This window comes from Kitasatospora sp. NPDC091276 (assembly GCF_040684355.1).
In the GTDB taxonomy this organism is placed as follows: domain Bacteria; phylum Actinomycetota; class Actinomycetes; order Streptomycetales; family Streptomycetaceae; genus Kitasatospora.
Window position 1 is genome coordinate 73,784 of the sequence record NZ_JBFBFU010000033.1, and the last position, 14,807, is coordinate 88,590.

A 14,807-nucleotide genomic window follows, 5' to 3' on the forward strand; every position below is an offset into this window, starting at 1 on the left:
GGATCGGCGGGCATCCCGTCCGCTACCCGGTCTCCTGGTGAGCGCGCCCGCCCCCGGCAAGCACCGAGCCGCTGTGAGCCGCGACGGCCGGGTCATCCGATCGGATGGCCCGGCCGTCCGCGTTGTCGTCGTCCTGGCCGAAGAACGCCGAGTCCAGCCCGGAACCGCCGGGACCAGGGGCACGAACCGGGCTCAGCCGGCCGCCGGGCGGTCGAGGAAGCGCCGGAGCCCCTCCCGCACCCCGTCCGTCGGCACGGTGGCCGCGAAGCAGGCCGCCTCGACGGCGAGGCCCTCGTCGATCGGCAGGTTAATGCCACGGGTGACGGCCCGCAGGCAGGCGGACACCGCGGTCGGCGCGTGCCGGATGATCCGGTCGACCAGGCCCCGGGCCGCGTCGAGCAGTTCGCCGGCCGGGACGACGGCGTTGACCAGTCCGATCTCGGCGGCACGGGCGGCCGGGACCGGGTCCCCGGTCAGGATCAGCTCCAGGGCACAGCACCCGACCGCACGCACAGCCACCGCCCGCACGAGCCCGCCCGACGTCCTGCCCCGGTGCCCTACTCCCCCACACCGCCCCGCGCGGCCCGGGTGAACCGCGCGCCCCACTCCTCGACCAGGTCGAGCAGTTCGGGCGGGCCGAGGACGCGGAAGTCCGCGCCCAGCGAGCCGAGCGCCATGGCCGGCCAGTCCAGGGAGTCGGCGGTCATCTCCAGGTGGCAGCGCCCGGCGTCGACCTCCTCGACGGTGCCCCACCGGCCGACCCGTGCGCGGACGGTCGCGGCCGGGGCGTCCACCAGCGCCGCCACCCGGTACGGGCGCGGCACGCCGTTGAGACCGGCCCGGACGAACTCGGCGGCGTCGGCGGCGGGCAGCGAACGGGGCCCGAACCGGACGCCGCCGCCCTGCGGCGCGCTCAGCCGGTCGAGCCGGAAGGTGCGCCAGTCCTGCCGGTCGAGGTCGTAGGCGACCAGGTACCAGCGGCGGTGCAGGCACACCAGCCGGTGCGGTTCGACCTGCCGTTCGGCGTGCCGGCCGTCGGCGGAGGTGTAGGAGAAGCGCAGCCGCTCGGTGTCCCGGCAGGCCAGCGCGACCACGGTGAGCCGGTCCGGATCGACGCCCGGCCCGGCCGTGGCGCCCCCGCCGACGGGGACGGTCACCGCGCGCAGCGCCTCGACCCGGTGCCGCAGCCGGGCGGGCATCACCTGCACCACCTTGGCCAGCACCCGCACCGAGGCCTCGGCGATGCCCTCCACCGGGCTCTCCGCCGCGGCCTGGAGGCCCACGGCCAGGGCGACCGCCTCCTCGTCGTCGATCACCAGCGGGGGCAGGGCGGCGCCCGCGGCGAGTTGGTAGCCGCCGTCGACGCCGCGCTGCGCCTCCACGGGGTAGCCGAGTTCGCGCAGGCGGTCGATGTCGCGGCGCAGGGTGCGGATCGAGACCCCGAGCCGGTCGGCCAGTTCCTCGCCGGGCCAGTAACGGTGGGTCTGGAGCAAGGAGAGCAGTCGCAGCGTCCGGGTGCTGGTGTTCGCCATGACTCCGATCATCCCGGAATTCAGGCCAGAAAGTGGCCGCTATCGCGTTTAGCGTGGACCTTGTCCGAAGGAGCAGGAACCGAACGGAAGGCCACCACCATGACCAGCACCGCGACCCCGAACAACAGCACCACCACCGGCGAGCGCGCCGACCTGCTGGCGGCCCTGGCCAAGCAGCGGCACTTCCTGCGCTTCACCACCCGCGACCTCACCGACGAGCAGGCCGGCCTGCGGACCACCGTCAGCGCACTGTGCCTGGGCGGCCTGATCAAGCACGTGAGCGCGGTCGAGCGGTTCTGGGTGGCCTTCATCGTGGAAGGCCCGTCCGCCATGCCCGATTTCAGCAGCTTCACCGAGGCCGACTTCGCCCGCCGTGCGGACGAGTTCCGCCTGCTGCCCGGCGAGACGCTGGCCGGCGTCCTGGCCGAGTACGCCGAGGTGGCCCGCCGCACCGACGACCTGGTCGCCACCCTCCCCGATCTGGGCGCCACCCAGCCGCTGCCGAAGGCCCCCTGGTTCGAGGCCGACACCGAGTGGTCGGCCCGCCGGGTGCTGATGCACATCGTCGCCGAGAGCGCCCAGCACGCGGGCCACGCCGACATCATCCGCGAGGCCCTGGACGGCGCGAAGAGCATGGGCTGACGCCGGTGGACGGCCCGGGCGCCCGGGGCCTGTCCGGCGGATCCGCCGGACAGGCCCCGGGCCGCCCCTCCCCCTCGGCCGGTTGCCGGGGGCGGGTCAGCCCCGGCCGACGAAGGTGAACCCGGCCCCGGCGACCGCGCCACGGAGCACGGCGTCGTCGAGCGGTTGCGCGGACGCCACGGTGACGCGGCCGGTCGGCGCGTCGGCGCTGACCCCGGTGACGCCGGGGAGGGCGGCCAGCCCGGCGCTGACCGTCCTCTCGCAGTGGCCGCAGCTCATGCCGTCGACGGTGAGGACGGTGGTGATGGACATGGTGGTGCCTCCGGTGAGGTGAGGTGGGGTGGGGTGGGGTGGGCAAGCCCGGCCGGGCCCGCTCGGACGCGGCCGGTGATCAACGTGCACCACGACAGCGGAAAGCGCCGCCGACGCCGAGGGACACGCCGCACGGGTGGCACCTTCGAGTGGTTCCGGGAACCGATCGGTCCGCGCGACCGACGGGTCGTCACCGACCGACTGAACCGGTGGTCCGCTTTCGCCCGTTCCTCCCCATAACGCCCTTCCTTTCCGCGACCGAACCCCGTCCGAACCTGCCTGAACCCGTCCGAACTCCGCCTAGACTCGTCTGATCCCGACCGGACCCGCCCAGGAGCCCTTCACCGCCATGCCCACCCCGACGCCCCACACCTCCATACCCGGCGGGTCCACCGGACCCGACCCGACCACCGGAGCGAGGGCGCGCCTCGCGGCCGGGGGCAGCCGATGAAGAGGTTCACCGGATTCCGGCGCCTGCGGCTCTGGCACGGCGCGCTCGCCCTGGTGGCGGCCGGCGCCGTGACCGCCGGCCTGCTGTGGTGGCACCCGTGGGCCCCGGGCGAGGGGCAGAAGCCGATGCAGTTCACCACGGCCGCCGGCGGCTCACCCCGCTTCGGCACCGGCGAGCACCTGTACCGCTACAAGGTGCGGGCGGAGAACGGGATCGCCGAGAGCCCCGGGCAGTTCGCCGCCGAGGTCGACGCGGTCCTCGGGAACGTCCAGTACGGCTGGGCCGCCGGTGGCACCGCCTCCTTCCAGCGCATGCCCGCCGACCCGGTGGACTTCACCGTCTACCTGGCCACCCCGGAGACCACCGACCGGATCTGCGGCCAGTACGGCCTGGACACCGGCGGCACGGTGAACTGCGGCGTGGGCCACCAGGTCGTCATCAACCTCAAGCGCTGGACGGAGCTGTCGGAGTTCTACGTCGGCAAGCCCGAGCTCTACCACGCGCTCGCCGTCAACCACGAGGTCGGCCACATCCTCGGCAACGGCCACGTCGACTGCCCGGGCGCGGGCGCGCCGGCACCGGTGATGATGCAGCAGATCAAGGGCCTGCACGGCTGCGTCCCGAACGGCTGGCCCTACTCCGACACCGGCACCCTGCTCACCGGCCCGCCCGTCCAGGCCCCCACCTCCGCTCCCTGACGGCCCGCCCCTCCCGTCCGCGGCCGGCCGCCCGGCCGCCCGGCTGGCGTCAGGACCAGGCGGCCGGCAGCGGACGGGCGTGCAGTACGTCCAGCCGGGACACCGCCCGGGTCACGACCACATAGAGGCGGTGCAGGCCGCGCGGTTCGGCCTCGACGATGGCGGCGGGCTCCAGCACGATCACATGGTCGTACTCAAGTCCCTTGACCAGCGAGGCCGGTAGCACCGTGACCCGCGCCGAGGTGCCGACCTCCGCCGCCGACGCGGCCGCCACCCCGGCCTCCCGCAGTGCCGAGGCGGCCCCCGGGGCCTCCGCGTCCGCGGCGATGACCGCGATCGACCCCTCCCGCTCCAGCGCGCCGCGCACCGCCTCCACCACCGACCGCCCCGGATCGCCGACTTGACGTACCGTCAGTTCGCCGTCCTGGCGCAGCGAGCGGGCCGGCGGGACTCCCACGTCCAGCGCGGCGAGCAGTTGGTTGGCCAGGGCCAGCACGGCCGCCGGCACCCGGAAACCGGTGGTCAGCGGGACCACGGCCGCCTGCGGCTTGCCCAGGTGGGCCAGTTGCTCGGGCCAGCTGCGCGCCGACCACGGCGCGGTCGCCTGCGCGAGGTCGCCGAGGACGGTGAGCGAACCGAAGGCACTGCGGCGGGCGATCGCCCGGCACTGCATCGGCGAGAGGTCCTGCGCCTCGTCGACCACCACGTGGCCGAAGCCGGCCGGCCGCTCGATCAGCCCGGCCACCTCGTCGAGCAGCAGCAGGTCGTGCCCGGACCAGCGTGCGCTCTTCGGCGAGCGCGGCGGCCGGTGCCAGCGGATCGCCGCCTGCTCGGCCGGGGCGAGCAGGCCGTCCGCGGCCTCGGCCAGGACGGCGGGGTCACCGAGCAGGGCCGCCAGCACCGCCTCCGGGCGCAGCGCGGGCCACGCCGCGTCGAGGAAGGCCGCCACCGGCCGGCAGCGGCCGATCCTCGTCCGCCAGGCTCCACCCTTGATCCCGGACCGCCGCTCGGCCCGGTCCTGGAGTGCGGCCACCACCCGGGTGCGGAGGTTCTCCCGGCCGATCGCGTACGGCGCGTCCTGCTCGCGCAGTTCGGCGACCATCCGGTCCAGTTCGTCCGCCGGGACGCGCCAGCGGTAGGAGCCGTCCGGGACGACCAACGCCTCGGAGCCGGTCGCGCCGACCCGCCCGTACAGCGCCCGGCGCAGCACGGCCGCCATCCGGGCGTCCTGCTTGACCACGGCGGCCCGCTCGTCGTCGTCCGCCTGGACGGGGTGCGTGGCCACCAGGTCCTCGACGGTGCACTGGGCGATGTCGATCTCGCCGAGCGCGGGCAGGACTTCGGCGATGTAGCGCAGGAAGGTCGGGTTCGGGCCGACGACCAGCAGGCCACCGCGCTGGATCCGCTGGGGGAAGGTGTAGAGCAGGTAGGCGGCGCGGTGCAGGCCGACGGCGGTCTTGCCGCTGCCCGGCGCGCCCTGGACGCACACCGACTCGGCCAGCCCGCCGCGCACCAGCGCGTCCTGCTCGGGCTGGATGGTGGCGACGATGTCACGCATCGGCCCGGTCCGTGGGCGTTCGATCTCGGCGGTGAGGATGCCGCCGGCGCCTCGCCGCCCGCCCCGCGCCTCGGCGCGGCTCAGGTACTCGTCCTCCAGGCCGGTGAGGTCCTCGGGCGCGCCGGGGCTCGACGGCGCCCAGCCGAAGCGCCGTCGCCTCGCGAGGCCGAGCGGCCGGTCGGCGCTCGCCTGGTAGAACGCCCGGGAGACGGGGGCCCGCCAGTCGATCACCAGCGGCGGCGCGGCCGGGTCGGCCGAGATCCGGCGGCGGCCCACGTGGTAGCGCTGGCGCCGGTGGTCGCCGGTCTCCGGGGCGTCGTCGAAGTCGAGCCGGCCGAAGAACGCCGGGCTCTGCGGCAGTTCCCGCATCCGCCGGGCCCGGGTCCGCAGGTAGCGGCCGAGGGCCTCCGCGCCGGCACCGTCGCCGGAGACGTCCTCCGCGGCGACGACCTGGTGGTCCGCGTCCTCGACCTGCCGGGCCAGTGCCGCCCGGCAGGCCTCGACATGGGCCCGTTCGCCTTCCAGCTCCCCGTCGAGGCCGGCCGCCTTCCGCTCGCCGTCCGCGCGCCGGAGGTCTCCCGCCATCGCCGTACCCCTTTCCCCGTCACTTCCCTGCCACCGGTTCCGCCCGGCCGTGCGCCCGCAGCACGTACGCACGGAGCAGCATAACTGAACCCAGTTAAGAGAATGACCGAGTTGTGTTTTGGGCGGGTCCGGGGATCGACGGACGCCCGAGGCCTCCCCGGCCGCCCCTCCCGCGGGCGCCGACCTCGTCCTCGGTGCTCATCCGCGCATGCCGGAGCACGGATAATCCTGTATCGGACCAGGTCGTGGTCCTGATCGTGCTCATGGAGGAACAGCGTTGAACGGTATGCCCGCCGGAGAGAACCTCGACTACCGGCTGCTGCTGGATGCCGCGGCGGCGGCCGCGCGGGCGACCGGCGACCAAGGGCATGTCGCCGACTACATCCCGGCCCTCGCCACCGTCGACCCGGACGCCTTCGGCATGGCGGTGGCCACCGTCGACGGCGAGCTGTACGGGGTCGGGGACTGGGAGCAGCCGTTCTCCGTCCAGAGCGTCTCGAAGCTGTTCACCCTGGCACTGGCCCTGGCGTACGGCGGGGACACGGTCTGGCGCGGGGTGGGGCGGGAGCCGTCCGGCAATCCCTTCAACTCGCTGGTGCAGTTGGAGAGCGAGCACGGCATCCCGCGCAACCCGTTCATCAACGCCGGCGCGCTCGTGGTGACCGACCGCCTGCAGACCATGACGGGCGACGCCGCCGGGACGGTCCGCGAGTTCCTCCGCCGGGAGTCCGGCAACCCGCTGCTCGACACCGATCCGGTCGTGGCCGCGTCCGAGGCCGAGCACGGCCACCGCAACGCCGCCCTGGCCCACTTCATCGCCAGCCACGGCAACCTGGAGAACCCGGTCGAGACCGTCCTCGACCACTACTACGCGCACTGCGCGGTGTCCGCCAGCTGCCGGGACCTGGTCCTGGCCGGCTCCTTCCTGGCCCGCTACGGGGTGCGCACCGACGGCACCCGGCTGATGTCGCGCAGCGAGGCCAAGCGCGTCAACGCCGTCCTGCTCACCTGCGGCACCTACGACGCGGCAGGCGAGTTCGCCTTCCGGGTCGGGCTGCCGGGCAAGAGCGGCGTGGGCGGTGGCATCCTCGCCATACTGCCCGGGCGGGCCGCGGTCTGCGCCTGGGGCCCCCGGCTGGACCAGGCCGGCAACTCGGTGGCCGCGGTCACCGCCCTGGACGCCCTGACCACCCTCTCCGGCTGCTCGATCTTCTGACCTCCCGACGGCCTCCCGACGGCCTCCCGACGGCCTCCCGACCGCCGCCCCGCGCCCCGGCGCTCCGGCGTTCCGCGGGCTCCGCGCGTCGCACCCGGCCGTCGCCCAACTTGTGGCGTTGATCCGGCTGTTGGGCACCGACCGGCCGGTCGTCCATGGCATGCTCCAGGCGGGGGCGCCGATCGTGATGACGATCGGCCGGCCATGAGGAACACGACCAAGAGGAAAGTGGGGGTCCCGTCCCATGCGAACCGTCGTAGCAAGCTTGTTGGCCCTGGCCGGCGCGGCAGGGCTGGTGCTCAGTTCGTTCCAGCCCTGGTACGCCAAGAGCGATCCGAGGTCCGTACCGGTCGCCGACCTGTTCCGGGGCATGTCACCCACCCGCACCACGTCGACCGGCATGTCGATGTTCCTGCTCCTGGCCGTCGCCGCGGCGATCGCGGTGCTGGCGCTGCTGGTGCGCTCGCGCCCGGGCCTGCTCCTGGCCGCCGTGGTCGCGGTGGTCACCGGCGTGCTCTGGGTGTACCAGAAGGGACGGGAGGTGAAGCCGCTCTCGCTCGGGATCGGCGATCTGGAGAACGGCTTCTGGAACGCCTGCGGCGGCGTCCTGGTGCTCCTCCTCGCCCTGGCCGTGCTGCCACCCAAACGCTCCTGAGCATTCCCGCCTCCCGGCCCGGTCGCCCCCACGGCGGCCGGGCCGGAGTCGTTTCCGCCCGAGGTGACCCGCTCCCCATCACTCCCTAAAATCACCTTTACTTCACTCCTCACGGTGGTTTAAGGATAGATACCAACCTATCGAGCGAGCTGGAGTACGGCATGACCATCTACACCTCCGACGCGGGCGCCCGCGTCCTCGCCCAGGAGTACACCGCCCTCCTGGACCGCTGGCCCGTGCCCGCCGAACGGCTGCACGTCCCCACCCGCCAGGGTTCGACCTTCGTCCTGGCCTGCGGCCCCGAGGACGCGGCGCCCCTGGTCCTGCTGCACGGGTCCGGGGCGAACGCGGCGATGTGGGCGGACGACGCGGCCCTGTGGGCCCGGCACTTCCGCGTCTACGCCGTCGACGTGATCGGCGAGCCCGGCCTGAGCGCCCCCGTGCGCCCCGAACTGCACTCCGACGCGCACGCGCTGTGGCTGGACGACGTGCTGGACGCGCTGCGCGTCGAACGCGCCGCCTTCGTGGGGACGTCGCTGGGCGGGCTGCTGGCCCTCGACTACGCCATCCGCCGCCCGCAGCGGGTGGACCGGCTGGCGCTGCGCTGCCCCTGCGGGATCGGCCGCCAGAAACGGGGGGTCCTGGTCGCCGCACTGTTCGTGCTGCCGTTCGGGGACTGGGGGCGGCGCACGATGCTGGGGCTGGCCCTGGGCCCCGCCCCCACCACCGTCCCGCCCACGGCCGAGGAACGCGCCTTCGGCGAGTACGTGCTGCTCATCCACCAGCACTTCCGGCCGCGGCGGGAGAAGCTGCCGGTCGTCACCGACGACGACCTGGCGGGCCTGGAGATGCCGGTGCAGGTCACCATCGGTGGCCGCGACCGGCTCATCGACTCGCACGGCACCCGCCGCCGGCTCCAGCGGGCCGCCCCCCGGGTGTCGGTCACCTTCCTCCCCGAGGTCGGCCACCTGCTCAGGGACCAGACCCGGCCGGCCCTCGACTTCCTCCTCGCCGAGGAAGGCGGCCCGCCCCGGGCCTGAACGCGAGCGGCCCCGTGCTCCACCGCCCGTCGGGGCGAGGAGCACGGGGCCGTCGTACCGGGCCGGTTCGCACCGGGCCCGCACGAACCGGGTCAGGACCGCGCGGCGGACCTCACGGAGCGCGGATGACGGGCGGCGGCAGCGCCGGCAGGGCGGCGGCGCCCGCCACCGACGGCGCCCCGGGCGGAGCGGCGGGGACGCTCGACGACCGGATCGGGGATCGTCACGGGGATGCCGGTCGGAACGCGGGCGCCGGTGAGGCGGGCGAGTTCGTCGTCGTCGGAGTGGACGCGGGTGGCCGTGGGGGCGATCCCGGCGGTGGCCGCCAGCCGGGCCATCTGGCGGCGCTGGCTGGGCAGGACGAGGGTGACGACGGTGCCGGACTCGCCGGCCCGGGCGGTGCGGCCGCCCCGGTGGAGGTAGTCCTTGTGGTCGACCGGCGGGTCCAGGTTGACGACCAGGTCGAGGCCGTCGACGTGGATCCCCCGCGCGGCGACGTTGGTGGCGATCAGCGCGGTGACCTGGCCGGTGCGGAACTGCTCCAGGGTCCGGGTGCGCTGGGGCTGGGACTTGCCGCCGTGCAGGGCCGCGGCCTTCACCCCGTTGGCGAGCAGGTCATCGACCAGCGCGTCGGCACGGTCCCGGGTGTCGGTGAACATGATCACCCCGCCGTCCCGGGCCGCGATGCGGACGATCAGGGTGTTCTTGTCGTGGTTCTGCACATGCAGCACGTGGTGCTCCATGGTGGTGACCGCTCCGGCCGACGGATCCACCGAGTGGGTGACCGGGTCCTTGAGGAAGCGGCGCACCAGCCGGTCGACGTTGCGGTCCAGGGTCGCGGAGAAGAGCAGCGTCTGGCAGTCGGCGGAGACCTGGTCGAGCAGTTCGGTGACCTGCGGCAGGAAGCCGAGGTCGGCCATCTGGTCGGCCTCGTCCAGGACCGCGATGCCGACGTCGTCCAGTCGGCAGTGGCCGCGCTGGATCAGGTCCTTCAGCCGGCCGGGGGTGGCGACGACGACCTCGGCGCCCCGGTGCAGCACCTGGGACTGGCGGCCGATCGACATCCCGCCCACCACGGTCGCCATCCGCAGCCGCACCGAGTGCGCGTAGGGGGTGAGCGCCTCGGTGACCTGCTGCGCGAGCTCGCGGGTGGGGACCAGCACCAGGGCCAGCGGGCTGCCCGGCTCGGCCCTGCGGCCGGCGGCACGGGCGGCGGTGCGGGCCAGCACCGCGAGGCCGAAGGCGATGGTCTTGCCGGAGCCCGTCCGGCCCCGGCCGAGCACGTCACGGCCGGCCAGCGAGTTCGGCAGCGTGGTGGCCTGGATGGGGAACGGCGAGGTGACGCCCTGGCGGGTCAGCGTCTTCAACAGGGCCGCCGGCATGTCCAGTTCGTCGAACGACTCGACGGCGGGCAGGGCGGGGGTGGTGCTGACCGGGAGTTCGAACTCCTGCTGGGAGGAGCGGCCCTGGGCCCGGTTCGGGGCTCCGGTCCGGCGGTGCGGGCTGCGGTGCGACGGGCGATTCGAGCGGTTCATACGGAACCTTCCTCAAGACGGCACGTCGCGAGGAAGGCTCCGCTGCACGGGCGCGCGGAGATCACAAGAAACGGGCCGGAGATGTGCCGGGCGGGGCGCGGACGATGCGGCCGGGCGAGGCATGGACGGTGCAGCCGCCGGTGGGCGGGCGCCGGTGCGCGGTCGGCGCGACACGGCCCGCGCGGGACGGCGGACAACGGCCGAAGGCGGATCCACAGGGCCCGGTACGGCCGGGGCGGCCTGGCAGCCAGGACGACCGGAGGCGATTCGGGGGGTGGAACGGCCGAGGGGCCCGCACCGGGCGTAGTGCACGGTGCGGGCCCCTCGCTACCAGGCGAGTGCCGTGGCAGAGAACTACAGCGGGCGAATGTTCTCGGCCTGCGGGCCCTTCTGGCCCTGCGTGACGTCGAACTCGACCTTCTGGCCCTCGAGCAGCTCACGGAAGCCCTGGGCGTTGATGTTCGAGTAGTGGGCGAAGACGTCAGCGCCGCCGTCCTCCTGCTCGATGAAGCCGAAGCCCTTTTCCGCGTTGAACCACTTCACGGTACCAGTAGCCATAAAAAAATCTCCTTCGAGAGACTGTACGAAGTCCGCACCGTGCGGACCGTCGAGTCGCCGCGATGAGCACCCGCCGGGGAAAGAGCCGGAAAACAAAAAATGCGCCTGCAATACATCAGCAGGCGCACACAAAGTTCATGGGAACCACTACTGCAACTAAATCGACTGTAGCAGGCCCGGGCTCGTCGCGGTGGACATTCCGCGGCCGGTCCTTCCGGCCCCTCCCTCACGGGAGCGGCTCACCCGCCGACGGGCTCGGCAACGGGGGGTGCCGCCACGGCAGTTGGGTCACCGGCGGCGGGGCCCGGTCGGGCGGAGAATTTTTTCGGGCCGGGCGGGTCCGCCGAGCCAGGGCCGGCTGGTCGCGCCCTGTCACCCGGCGGGGTTCCGGCCCTCCGGAAGGGTCCGCTCCCCGGTTTTTCGGAGCATACTGATCGGGATGACGAAATCACCGGCAGTCCGGCGCCACCTGCCCACCAGTCCCTTCAAAGCCCCGGCCGAGGTGCCCCGCAAGCGGTTCGCCGCGGGCGACCGGGTCACCCACGACAAGCACGGCCTCGGCCGGGTCGTCGACGTCGAGGACGGCAGCGACATCGCGGTCCTCGTCGACTTCGGCTCCCGCCAGGAGCGACTCACCCCTCCGTACGCCGAGATGTGGAAGCTCTGACCCGGGGCTCCCCCCGGGACACCAGGGCCCGGGCCCCGGAACGATCCACGAGACCTTCCCCAGGACGCCGGACCGTGCGTAGGCCGTAGGACAGGCCGCGCGCACGGTCACGCGCCCGGCCTGCGCCGAACCGTGCACGAGGCCACCGAAGCCGGCGGCGGCGCAATAGTCTGGGTGCATGTCGAACTCTGATGAGCTCCTCGTTGACATCGCCGCCATGGTGGAGTCCGAGCACAGCAACCAGATGTCCTTGACCGTGGTCGTCCCCGGAGCGGTCATCACCGGCCGGCTCGCACCGATGGACCTCTGGTTCGAGCGGGTGTCGGAAGTCCTGCACACCTCGCAGCACTTGAAGCCGTTCGCCGCCCTCTTCTCCCCGCCCTCCGCCGGCGCGCCCGCACGGCCGACGCACCTGCACCTGCACCGGGCGCGGATCCTCCAGGGCGACTTCGGACTGCCCCACACCGGCGGCATGTACCGGATCGCCATCGAGGACGTGAGCAGTTGGACGGTGGGTGACCTCAGCTACTCCGACGCCTGACCTCCGACGGGCCCCGGGCGCCACACGGCCGCCCGGGGCCCTGTCCGTCCGCGGACACGGGCCCGCGCCGCGCCGTCAGCGGCCGGTGAGCGAGCGGAGTTCGGCGGCGTAGAGCTCGGCGGGGTCGAACCCCATGCCGGTGAAGTGGCCGGCGAGTTCGAGGGAGAGCACGCCGTGCAGCCGGGTCCAGACGGCGAGGGCCAGGCGGAGGACCGCCGGCGGGGCCGGGTGCTCCCCGGCCCAGGCCCGGTGTTCGGCGAGGTGGGCGTCGAACGGGGACGGCGGCACGGCCGGTGACCGCTCCGCCGGCGCCTGCTCGACGGGCGACTGTTCGGCGGCGCACGCATCGAGCAGGACGGCCATGATCTCGACGGAGATCCGGGTGGTGTCCTCGGGCGCCCGGTAGCCGGGCACGGGGGTGCCGTAGACGAGCAGGTACCGCTGGGGGTCGTCCAGGGCCCACCCGCGCAGGGTCTGCGCCAGCCCGGCCACGTCGGTGCCCGCGTCGGCGCGGGCCCGGAAGGCGTCGGCGAGGCTCCGGTAGGCGTCCCGGACGAGTTCGGTGATCAGCTCGTCGCGACTGGCGAAGTACCGGTAGAGGGCCGGGCCGCTCATGCCCATCCGCTTGGCGATGGCGTTGAGGGACAGCGCGGAGGCTCCGGCGGTGGCGATCTGCTCCCAGGCCCGTTCCTTGATCTCCTCCTGCACCTGGGCGCGGTAGCGCTCCCGGGGAGTCCTCACATCCGACGCGCCCATGGCCGCCTCCAGACCTCACGACGACGACATCACCATCTCGTTAGAGGCTATCACTCCCCCTCTTGACTCTCACCGATGCCTGCCGTTATAACTTCTAACGAAGGCAACAATATCTATCGAGAAGGAGGGCGTCATGGACACCGAACGCCTCGTCCAGGTCGTGCTGCCGGGCATCGTGGCGCCGGAGGGCCTGGAGATCCGGCACGGAGCCGTGCCGCGGGCCGGCCGGGGGCAGGTCCTGATCGCCATGGAGGCGAGCGGCGTCTCGTTCGCCGAGCAGCAGATGCGCCGCGGCCGGTACTACGACCAGCCGCCGTTCCCGTTCGTCCCCGGCTACGACCTGGTCGGCCGGGTGCGGGCCACCGGCGAGGGCGTCGACCCGGGGCTGGCCGGGCAGCGGGTGGCCGCGCTGATGAAGGTCGGCGGGTGGGCCAGCCACGTGACCGTCGACGCCGCCGACGCCGTGCCCGTCCCGGACGGCCTCACCGCAGCCGAGGCGGAGACCGTGGTGGTCAACGGCATCACGGCCTGGCAGCTGCTGCACCGCCGGGCACGGGTGCGCGCCGGGCAGCGGATCCTGGTGCACGGCGCCTCCGGCGGGGTGGGCTCCGTCCTGGTCCAGCTGGCGCGCGCGGCCGGCGTGCAGGTGATCGGCACGGCGTCCGCGCGGCACCACGACGCCCTGCGGGAGCTCGGCGCGACCCCGGTCGACTACCGCACGGAGGACGTGGCGGCCCGGGTCCGGGAGCTGGCGCCCGGCGGGGTGGACGCCGTGTTCGACCACGTCGGCGGGCGCAGCGTGATCGACTCCTGGCACCTGCTCGCCCCCGGCGGCACGCTCGTCGCCTACGGGAGCGCCTCCACCCGCGACGACACCGGCTCCAAGCAGTGGCCCGTGCTGAAGATCCTCGCCCGCACCTGGCTCTGGAACACCCTGCCCAACGGCCGCCGCGCCCACTTCTACAACATCTGGGCCGGCCGCGCCCTCGGCCGGGACCGCTTCCGCGCCCGCCTCCGGTCCGACCTCGCCCAGGTGTTCGCCGCCGTCGCCCGCGGTGACGTCACCGCCCGGATCGCCGCCCGGCTCCCGCTCGCCCGGGCGGCCGAGGCCCTGCGGCTGGCGGAGTCCGGGACCGTCAGCGGCAAGATCGTCCTGATTCCCTGACCCGCGGGGCACGGGGGCACGGGGCCCGGCAATGACTCGGCAATGACCCGGCAATGGTTCAGACCATTGACGGCCCGGACGGGGGCTTCTACGGTGTCAGCACCGACCTGACGCAGGCATGCCACGATCTTCGGCCGCGCCCCCACGCGCGCGCCCTACGTCGGGCGCACACTCCATCCACCCCCACGGAGGAGCACCATGCGCAAACGTCATCTCGCCGGCGCGGCCGCGGCCGCGATCGCGCTCCCGCTCGTGCTGGCCCTGCCCGCCCAGTCGCACGGCTACATCAACCTGCCGCCCAGCCGGTCCGCGCTCTGCGGAGCGGGCGGGGTGCCGTGGGACTGCGGCGACATCCAGTGGGAACCGCAGAGCGTCGAGGGCCCGAAGGGCTTCCCCGGCCGGGGCCCGGCCGACGGCACCATCTGCGCCGGCGGGGACGCCCGTTGGGCCCCGCTGGACGACCCGCGGAACGGCACCTGGCCGACCACCCGGGTGACGGCGGGCCAGCAGCTCACCTTCACCTGGTACATCGAGGCCCGGCACTCCACCACGAACTTCAGGTACTACCTCACCAAGCCCGGTTACGACGCCGGCCAGCCGATCACCCGGGCCAGCCTGGACCTCACCCCCTTCCTGACCGTCCCCTACAACGGCCGCCAGCCCGCCGCCACCACCACCCACACCGCGACCCTCCCCAGCGGTCGTACCGGGCACCAGGTGGTGGTGGCGGTCTGGGACGTCGCCGACACCGGCAACGCCTTCTACTCCTGCACCGACGTCCAGTTCTGACGGTCCTGACCGCTGCACCGTACTGACGGCCCCGGTCCCGGGGGCGCCCCCGCCCGCGCCGGCGGCGGGGGGCGCCGCCCCCGGCGCGCCCGCGGACGGCCACGGGG

General features: G+C 73.9%; 16 protein-coding genes. 9 read left to right on the top strand and 7 right to left on the bottom strand.

Annotated elements, in window-relative coordinates; genetic code table 11:
- Positions 1-192: 192 nt before the first annotated feature.
- Both AB0O19_RS31760 and AB0O19_RS31765 read right to left on the bottom strand, forming a co-directional pair.
- Positions 193-606 carry an enoyl-CoA hydratase-related protein gene (locus tag AB0O19_RS31760; protein WP_363585815.1) on the bottom strand — a complete coding sequence of 138 codons (414 nt, stop codon included), beginning with the start codon at positions 604-606 and terminating at the stop codon, positions 193-195.
- The gene (locus AB0O19_RS31765) at positions 558-1,532 is read right to left on the bottom strand and encodes a YafY family protein (RefSeq protein ID WP_363624559.1); all 975 of its coding nucleotides are present in this window, start codon (positions 1,530-1,532) and stop codon (positions 558-560) included. Before AB0O19_RS31765 ends, AB0O19_RS31760 begins: the two co-directional genes overlap by 49 nt.
- Positions 1,533-1,631: 99 nt before the next feature.
- Between AB0O19_RS31765 and AB0O19_RS31770 the strand changes: the two genes are divergently transcribed.
- On the top strand, positions 1,632-2,174 hold the full coding sequence (locus tag AB0O19_RS31770) for a DinB family protein (protein WP_363624561.1): 543 nt from the start codon (positions 1,632-1,634) through the stop codon (positions 2,172-2,174).
- A gap of 96 nt (positions 2,175-2,270) precedes the next feature.
- Here the strand turns inward: AB0O19_RS31770 and AB0O19_RS31775 are convergent, their stop codons facing one another.
- Entirely contained in the window at positions 2,271-2,486 is a 216-nt protein-coding gene (locus AB0O19_RS31775; RefSeq protein ID WP_363585818.1) for a heavy-metal-associated domain-containing protein, read from the bottom strand.
- 447 nt (positions 2,487-2,933) lie between these two features.
- Between AB0O19_RS31775 and AB0O19_RS31780 the strand changes: the two genes are divergently transcribed.
- Positions 2,934-3,635 carry a DUF3152 domain-containing protein gene (locus AB0O19_RS31780; protein ID WP_363624563.1) on the top strand — a complete coding sequence of 234 codons (702 nt, stop codon included), beginning with the start codon at positions 2,934-2,936 and terminating at the stop codon, positions 3,633-3,635.
- A 49-nt stretch (positions 3,636-3,684) separates the two neighbouring features.
- On the opposite strand, the gene AB0O19_RS31785 is transcribed toward AB0O19_RS31780, so the two are convergent.
- A complete protein-coding gene (locus tag AB0O19_RS31785; protein ID WP_363624565.1) occupies positions 3,685-5,778 on the bottom strand; it encodes an AAA family ATPase in 2,094 nt (697 codons plus the stop codon).
- Between the two features lie 286 nt (positions 5,779-6,064).
- Between AB0O19_RS31785 and AB0O19_RS31790 the strand changes: the two genes are divergently transcribed.
- The 3 genes from AB0O19_RS31790 to AB0O19_RS31800 all read left to right on the top strand — a co-directional run bounded on the left by AB0O19_RS31790 (position 6,065) and on the right by AB0O19_RS31800 (position 8,689).
- On the top strand, positions 6,065-6,994 hold the full coding sequence (locus AB0O19_RS31790) for a glutaminase (protein ID WP_363585848.1): 930 nt from the start codon (positions 6,065-6,067) through the stop codon (positions 6,992-6,994).
- Between the two features lie 244 nt (positions 6,995-7,238).
- Entirely contained in the window at positions 7,239-7,649 is a 411-nt protein-coding gene (locus AB0O19_RS31795) for a hypothetical protein (protein WP_363585821.1), read from the top strand.
- Between the two features lie 161 nt (positions 7,650-7,810).
- Positions 7,811-8,689, top strand: coding sequence for an alpha/beta fold hydrolase (locus AB0O19_RS31800; protein ID WP_363624567.1), 879 nt, complete (start codon positions 7,811-7,813; stop codon positions 8,687-8,689).
- Between the two features lie 92 nt (positions 8,690-8,781).
- Here the strand turns inward: AB0O19_RS31800 and AB0O19_RS31805 are convergent, their stop codons facing one another.
- Positions 8,782-10,224, bottom strand: a complete 1,443-nt coding sequence (locus AB0O19_RS31805) for a DEAD/DEAH box helicase (protein WP_363585823.1) — start codon at positions 10,222-10,224, stop codon at positions 8,782-8,784.
- A 354-nt stretch (positions 10,225-10,578) separates the two neighbouring features.
- Complete coding sequence (locus tag AB0O19_RS31810; RefSeq protein WP_063350360.1) at positions 10,579-10,782, bottom strand: cold-shock protein; 204 nt, start codon at positions 10,780-10,782, stop codon at positions 10,579-10,581.
- Positions 10,783-11,221: 439 nt separating this feature from the next.
- Between AB0O19_RS31810 and AB0O19_RS31815 the strand changes: the two genes are divergently transcribed.
- Complete coding sequence (locus tag AB0O19_RS31815) at positions 11,222-11,449, top strand: hypothetical protein (protein ID WP_063350359.1); 228 nt, start codon at positions 11,222-11,224, stop codon at positions 11,447-11,449.
- Positions 11,450-11,627: 178 nt separating this feature from the next.
- Positions 11,628-11,990, top strand: coding sequence for a hypothetical protein (locus AB0O19_RS31820; RefSeq protein ID WP_363624569.1), 363 nt, complete (start codon positions 11,628-11,630; stop codon positions 11,988-11,990).
- Positions 11,991-12,065: 75 nt separating this feature from the next.
- On the opposite strand, the gene AB0O19_RS31825 is transcribed toward AB0O19_RS31820, so the two are convergent.
- Positions 12,066-12,746, bottom strand: coding sequence for a TetR/AcrR family transcriptional regulator (locus AB0O19_RS31825; protein WP_363624571.1), 681 nt, complete (start codon positions 12,744-12,746; stop codon positions 12,066-12,068).
- A 133-nt stretch (positions 12,747-12,879) separates the two neighbouring features.
- On the opposite strand from AB0O19_RS31825, the gene AB0O19_RS31830 reads away from it, so the two are divergent.
- Both AB0O19_RS31830 and AB0O19_RS31835 read left to right on the top strand, forming a co-directional pair.
- Positions 12,880-13,911 (top strand): medium chain dehydrogenase/reductase family protein, encoded by a 1,032-nt coding sequence (locus tag AB0O19_RS31830; protein WP_363624573.1) that lies wholly within the window; start codon positions 12,880-12,882, stop codon positions 13,909-13,911.
- A 198-nt stretch (positions 13,912-14,109) separates the two neighbouring features.
- Positions 14,110-14,700, top strand: a complete 591-nt coding sequence (locus tag AB0O19_RS31835) for a lytic polysaccharide monooxygenase (RefSeq protein WP_363585827.1) — start codon at positions 14,110-14,112, stop codon at positions 14,698-14,700.
- Positions 14,701-14,807 lie beyond the last annotated feature (107 nt).

Coding starts and splice junctions, on each gene's coding strand:
- AB0O19_RS31765 (WP_363624559.1), bottom strand. CDS start 1,532: ATGGCGAACACCAGCACCCGGACGCTGCGACTGCTCTCCTTGCTCCAG.
- AB0O19_RS31770 (WP_363624561.1), top strand. CDS start 1,632: ATGACCAGCACCGCGACCCCGAACAACAGCACCACCACCGGCGAGCGC.
- AB0O19_RS31775 (WP_363585818.1), bottom strand. CDS start 2,486: ATGTCCATCACCACCGTCCTCACCGTCGACGGCATGAGCTGCGGCCAC.
- AB0O19_RS31780 (WP_363624563.1), top strand. CDS start 2,934: ATGAAGAGGTTCACCGGATTCCGGCGCCTGCGGCTCTGGCACGGCGCG.
- AB0O19_RS31785 (WP_363624565.1), bottom strand. CDS start 5,778: ATGGCGGGAGACCTCCGGCGCGCGGACGGCGAGCGGAAGGCGGCCGGC.
- AB0O19_RS31790 (WP_363585848.1), top strand. CDS start 6,065: ATGCCCGCCGGAGAGAACCTCGACTACCGGCTGCTGCTGGATGCCGCG.
- AB0O19_RS31795 (WP_363585821.1), top strand. CDS start 7,239: ATGCGAACCGTCGTAGCAAGCTTGTTGGCCCTGGCCGGCGCGGCAGGG.
- AB0O19_RS31800 (WP_363624567.1), top strand. CDS start 7,811: ATGACCATCTACACCTCCGACGCGGGCGCCCGCGTCCTCGCCCAGGAG.
- AB0O19_RS31805 (WP_363585823.1), bottom strand. CDS start 10,224: ATGAACCGCTCGAATCGCCCGTCGCACCGCAGCCCGCACCGCCGGACC.
- AB0O19_RS31810 (WP_063350360.1), bottom strand. CDS start 10,782: ATGGCTACTGGTACCGTGAAGTGGTTCAACGCGGAAAAGGGCTTCGGC.
- AB0O19_RS31815 (WP_063350359.1), top strand. CDS start 11,222: ATGACGAAATCACCGGCAGTCCGGCGCCACCTGCCCACCAGTCCCTTC.
- AB0O19_RS31820 (WP_363624569.1), top strand. CDS start 11,628: ATGTCGAACTCTGATGAGCTCCTCGTTGACATCGCCGCCATGGTGGAG.
- AB0O19_RS31825 (WP_363624571.1), bottom strand. CDS start 12,746: ATGGGCGCGTCGGATGTGAGGACTCCCCGGGAGCGCTACCGCGCCCAG.
- AB0O19_RS31830 (WP_363624573.1), top strand. CDS start 12,880: ATGGACACCGAACGCCTCGTCCAGGTCGTGCTGCCGGGCATCGTGGCG.
- AB0O19_RS31835 (WP_363585827.1), top strand. CDS start 14,110: ATGCGCAAACGTCATCTCGCCGGCGCGGCCGCGGCCGCGATCGCGCTC.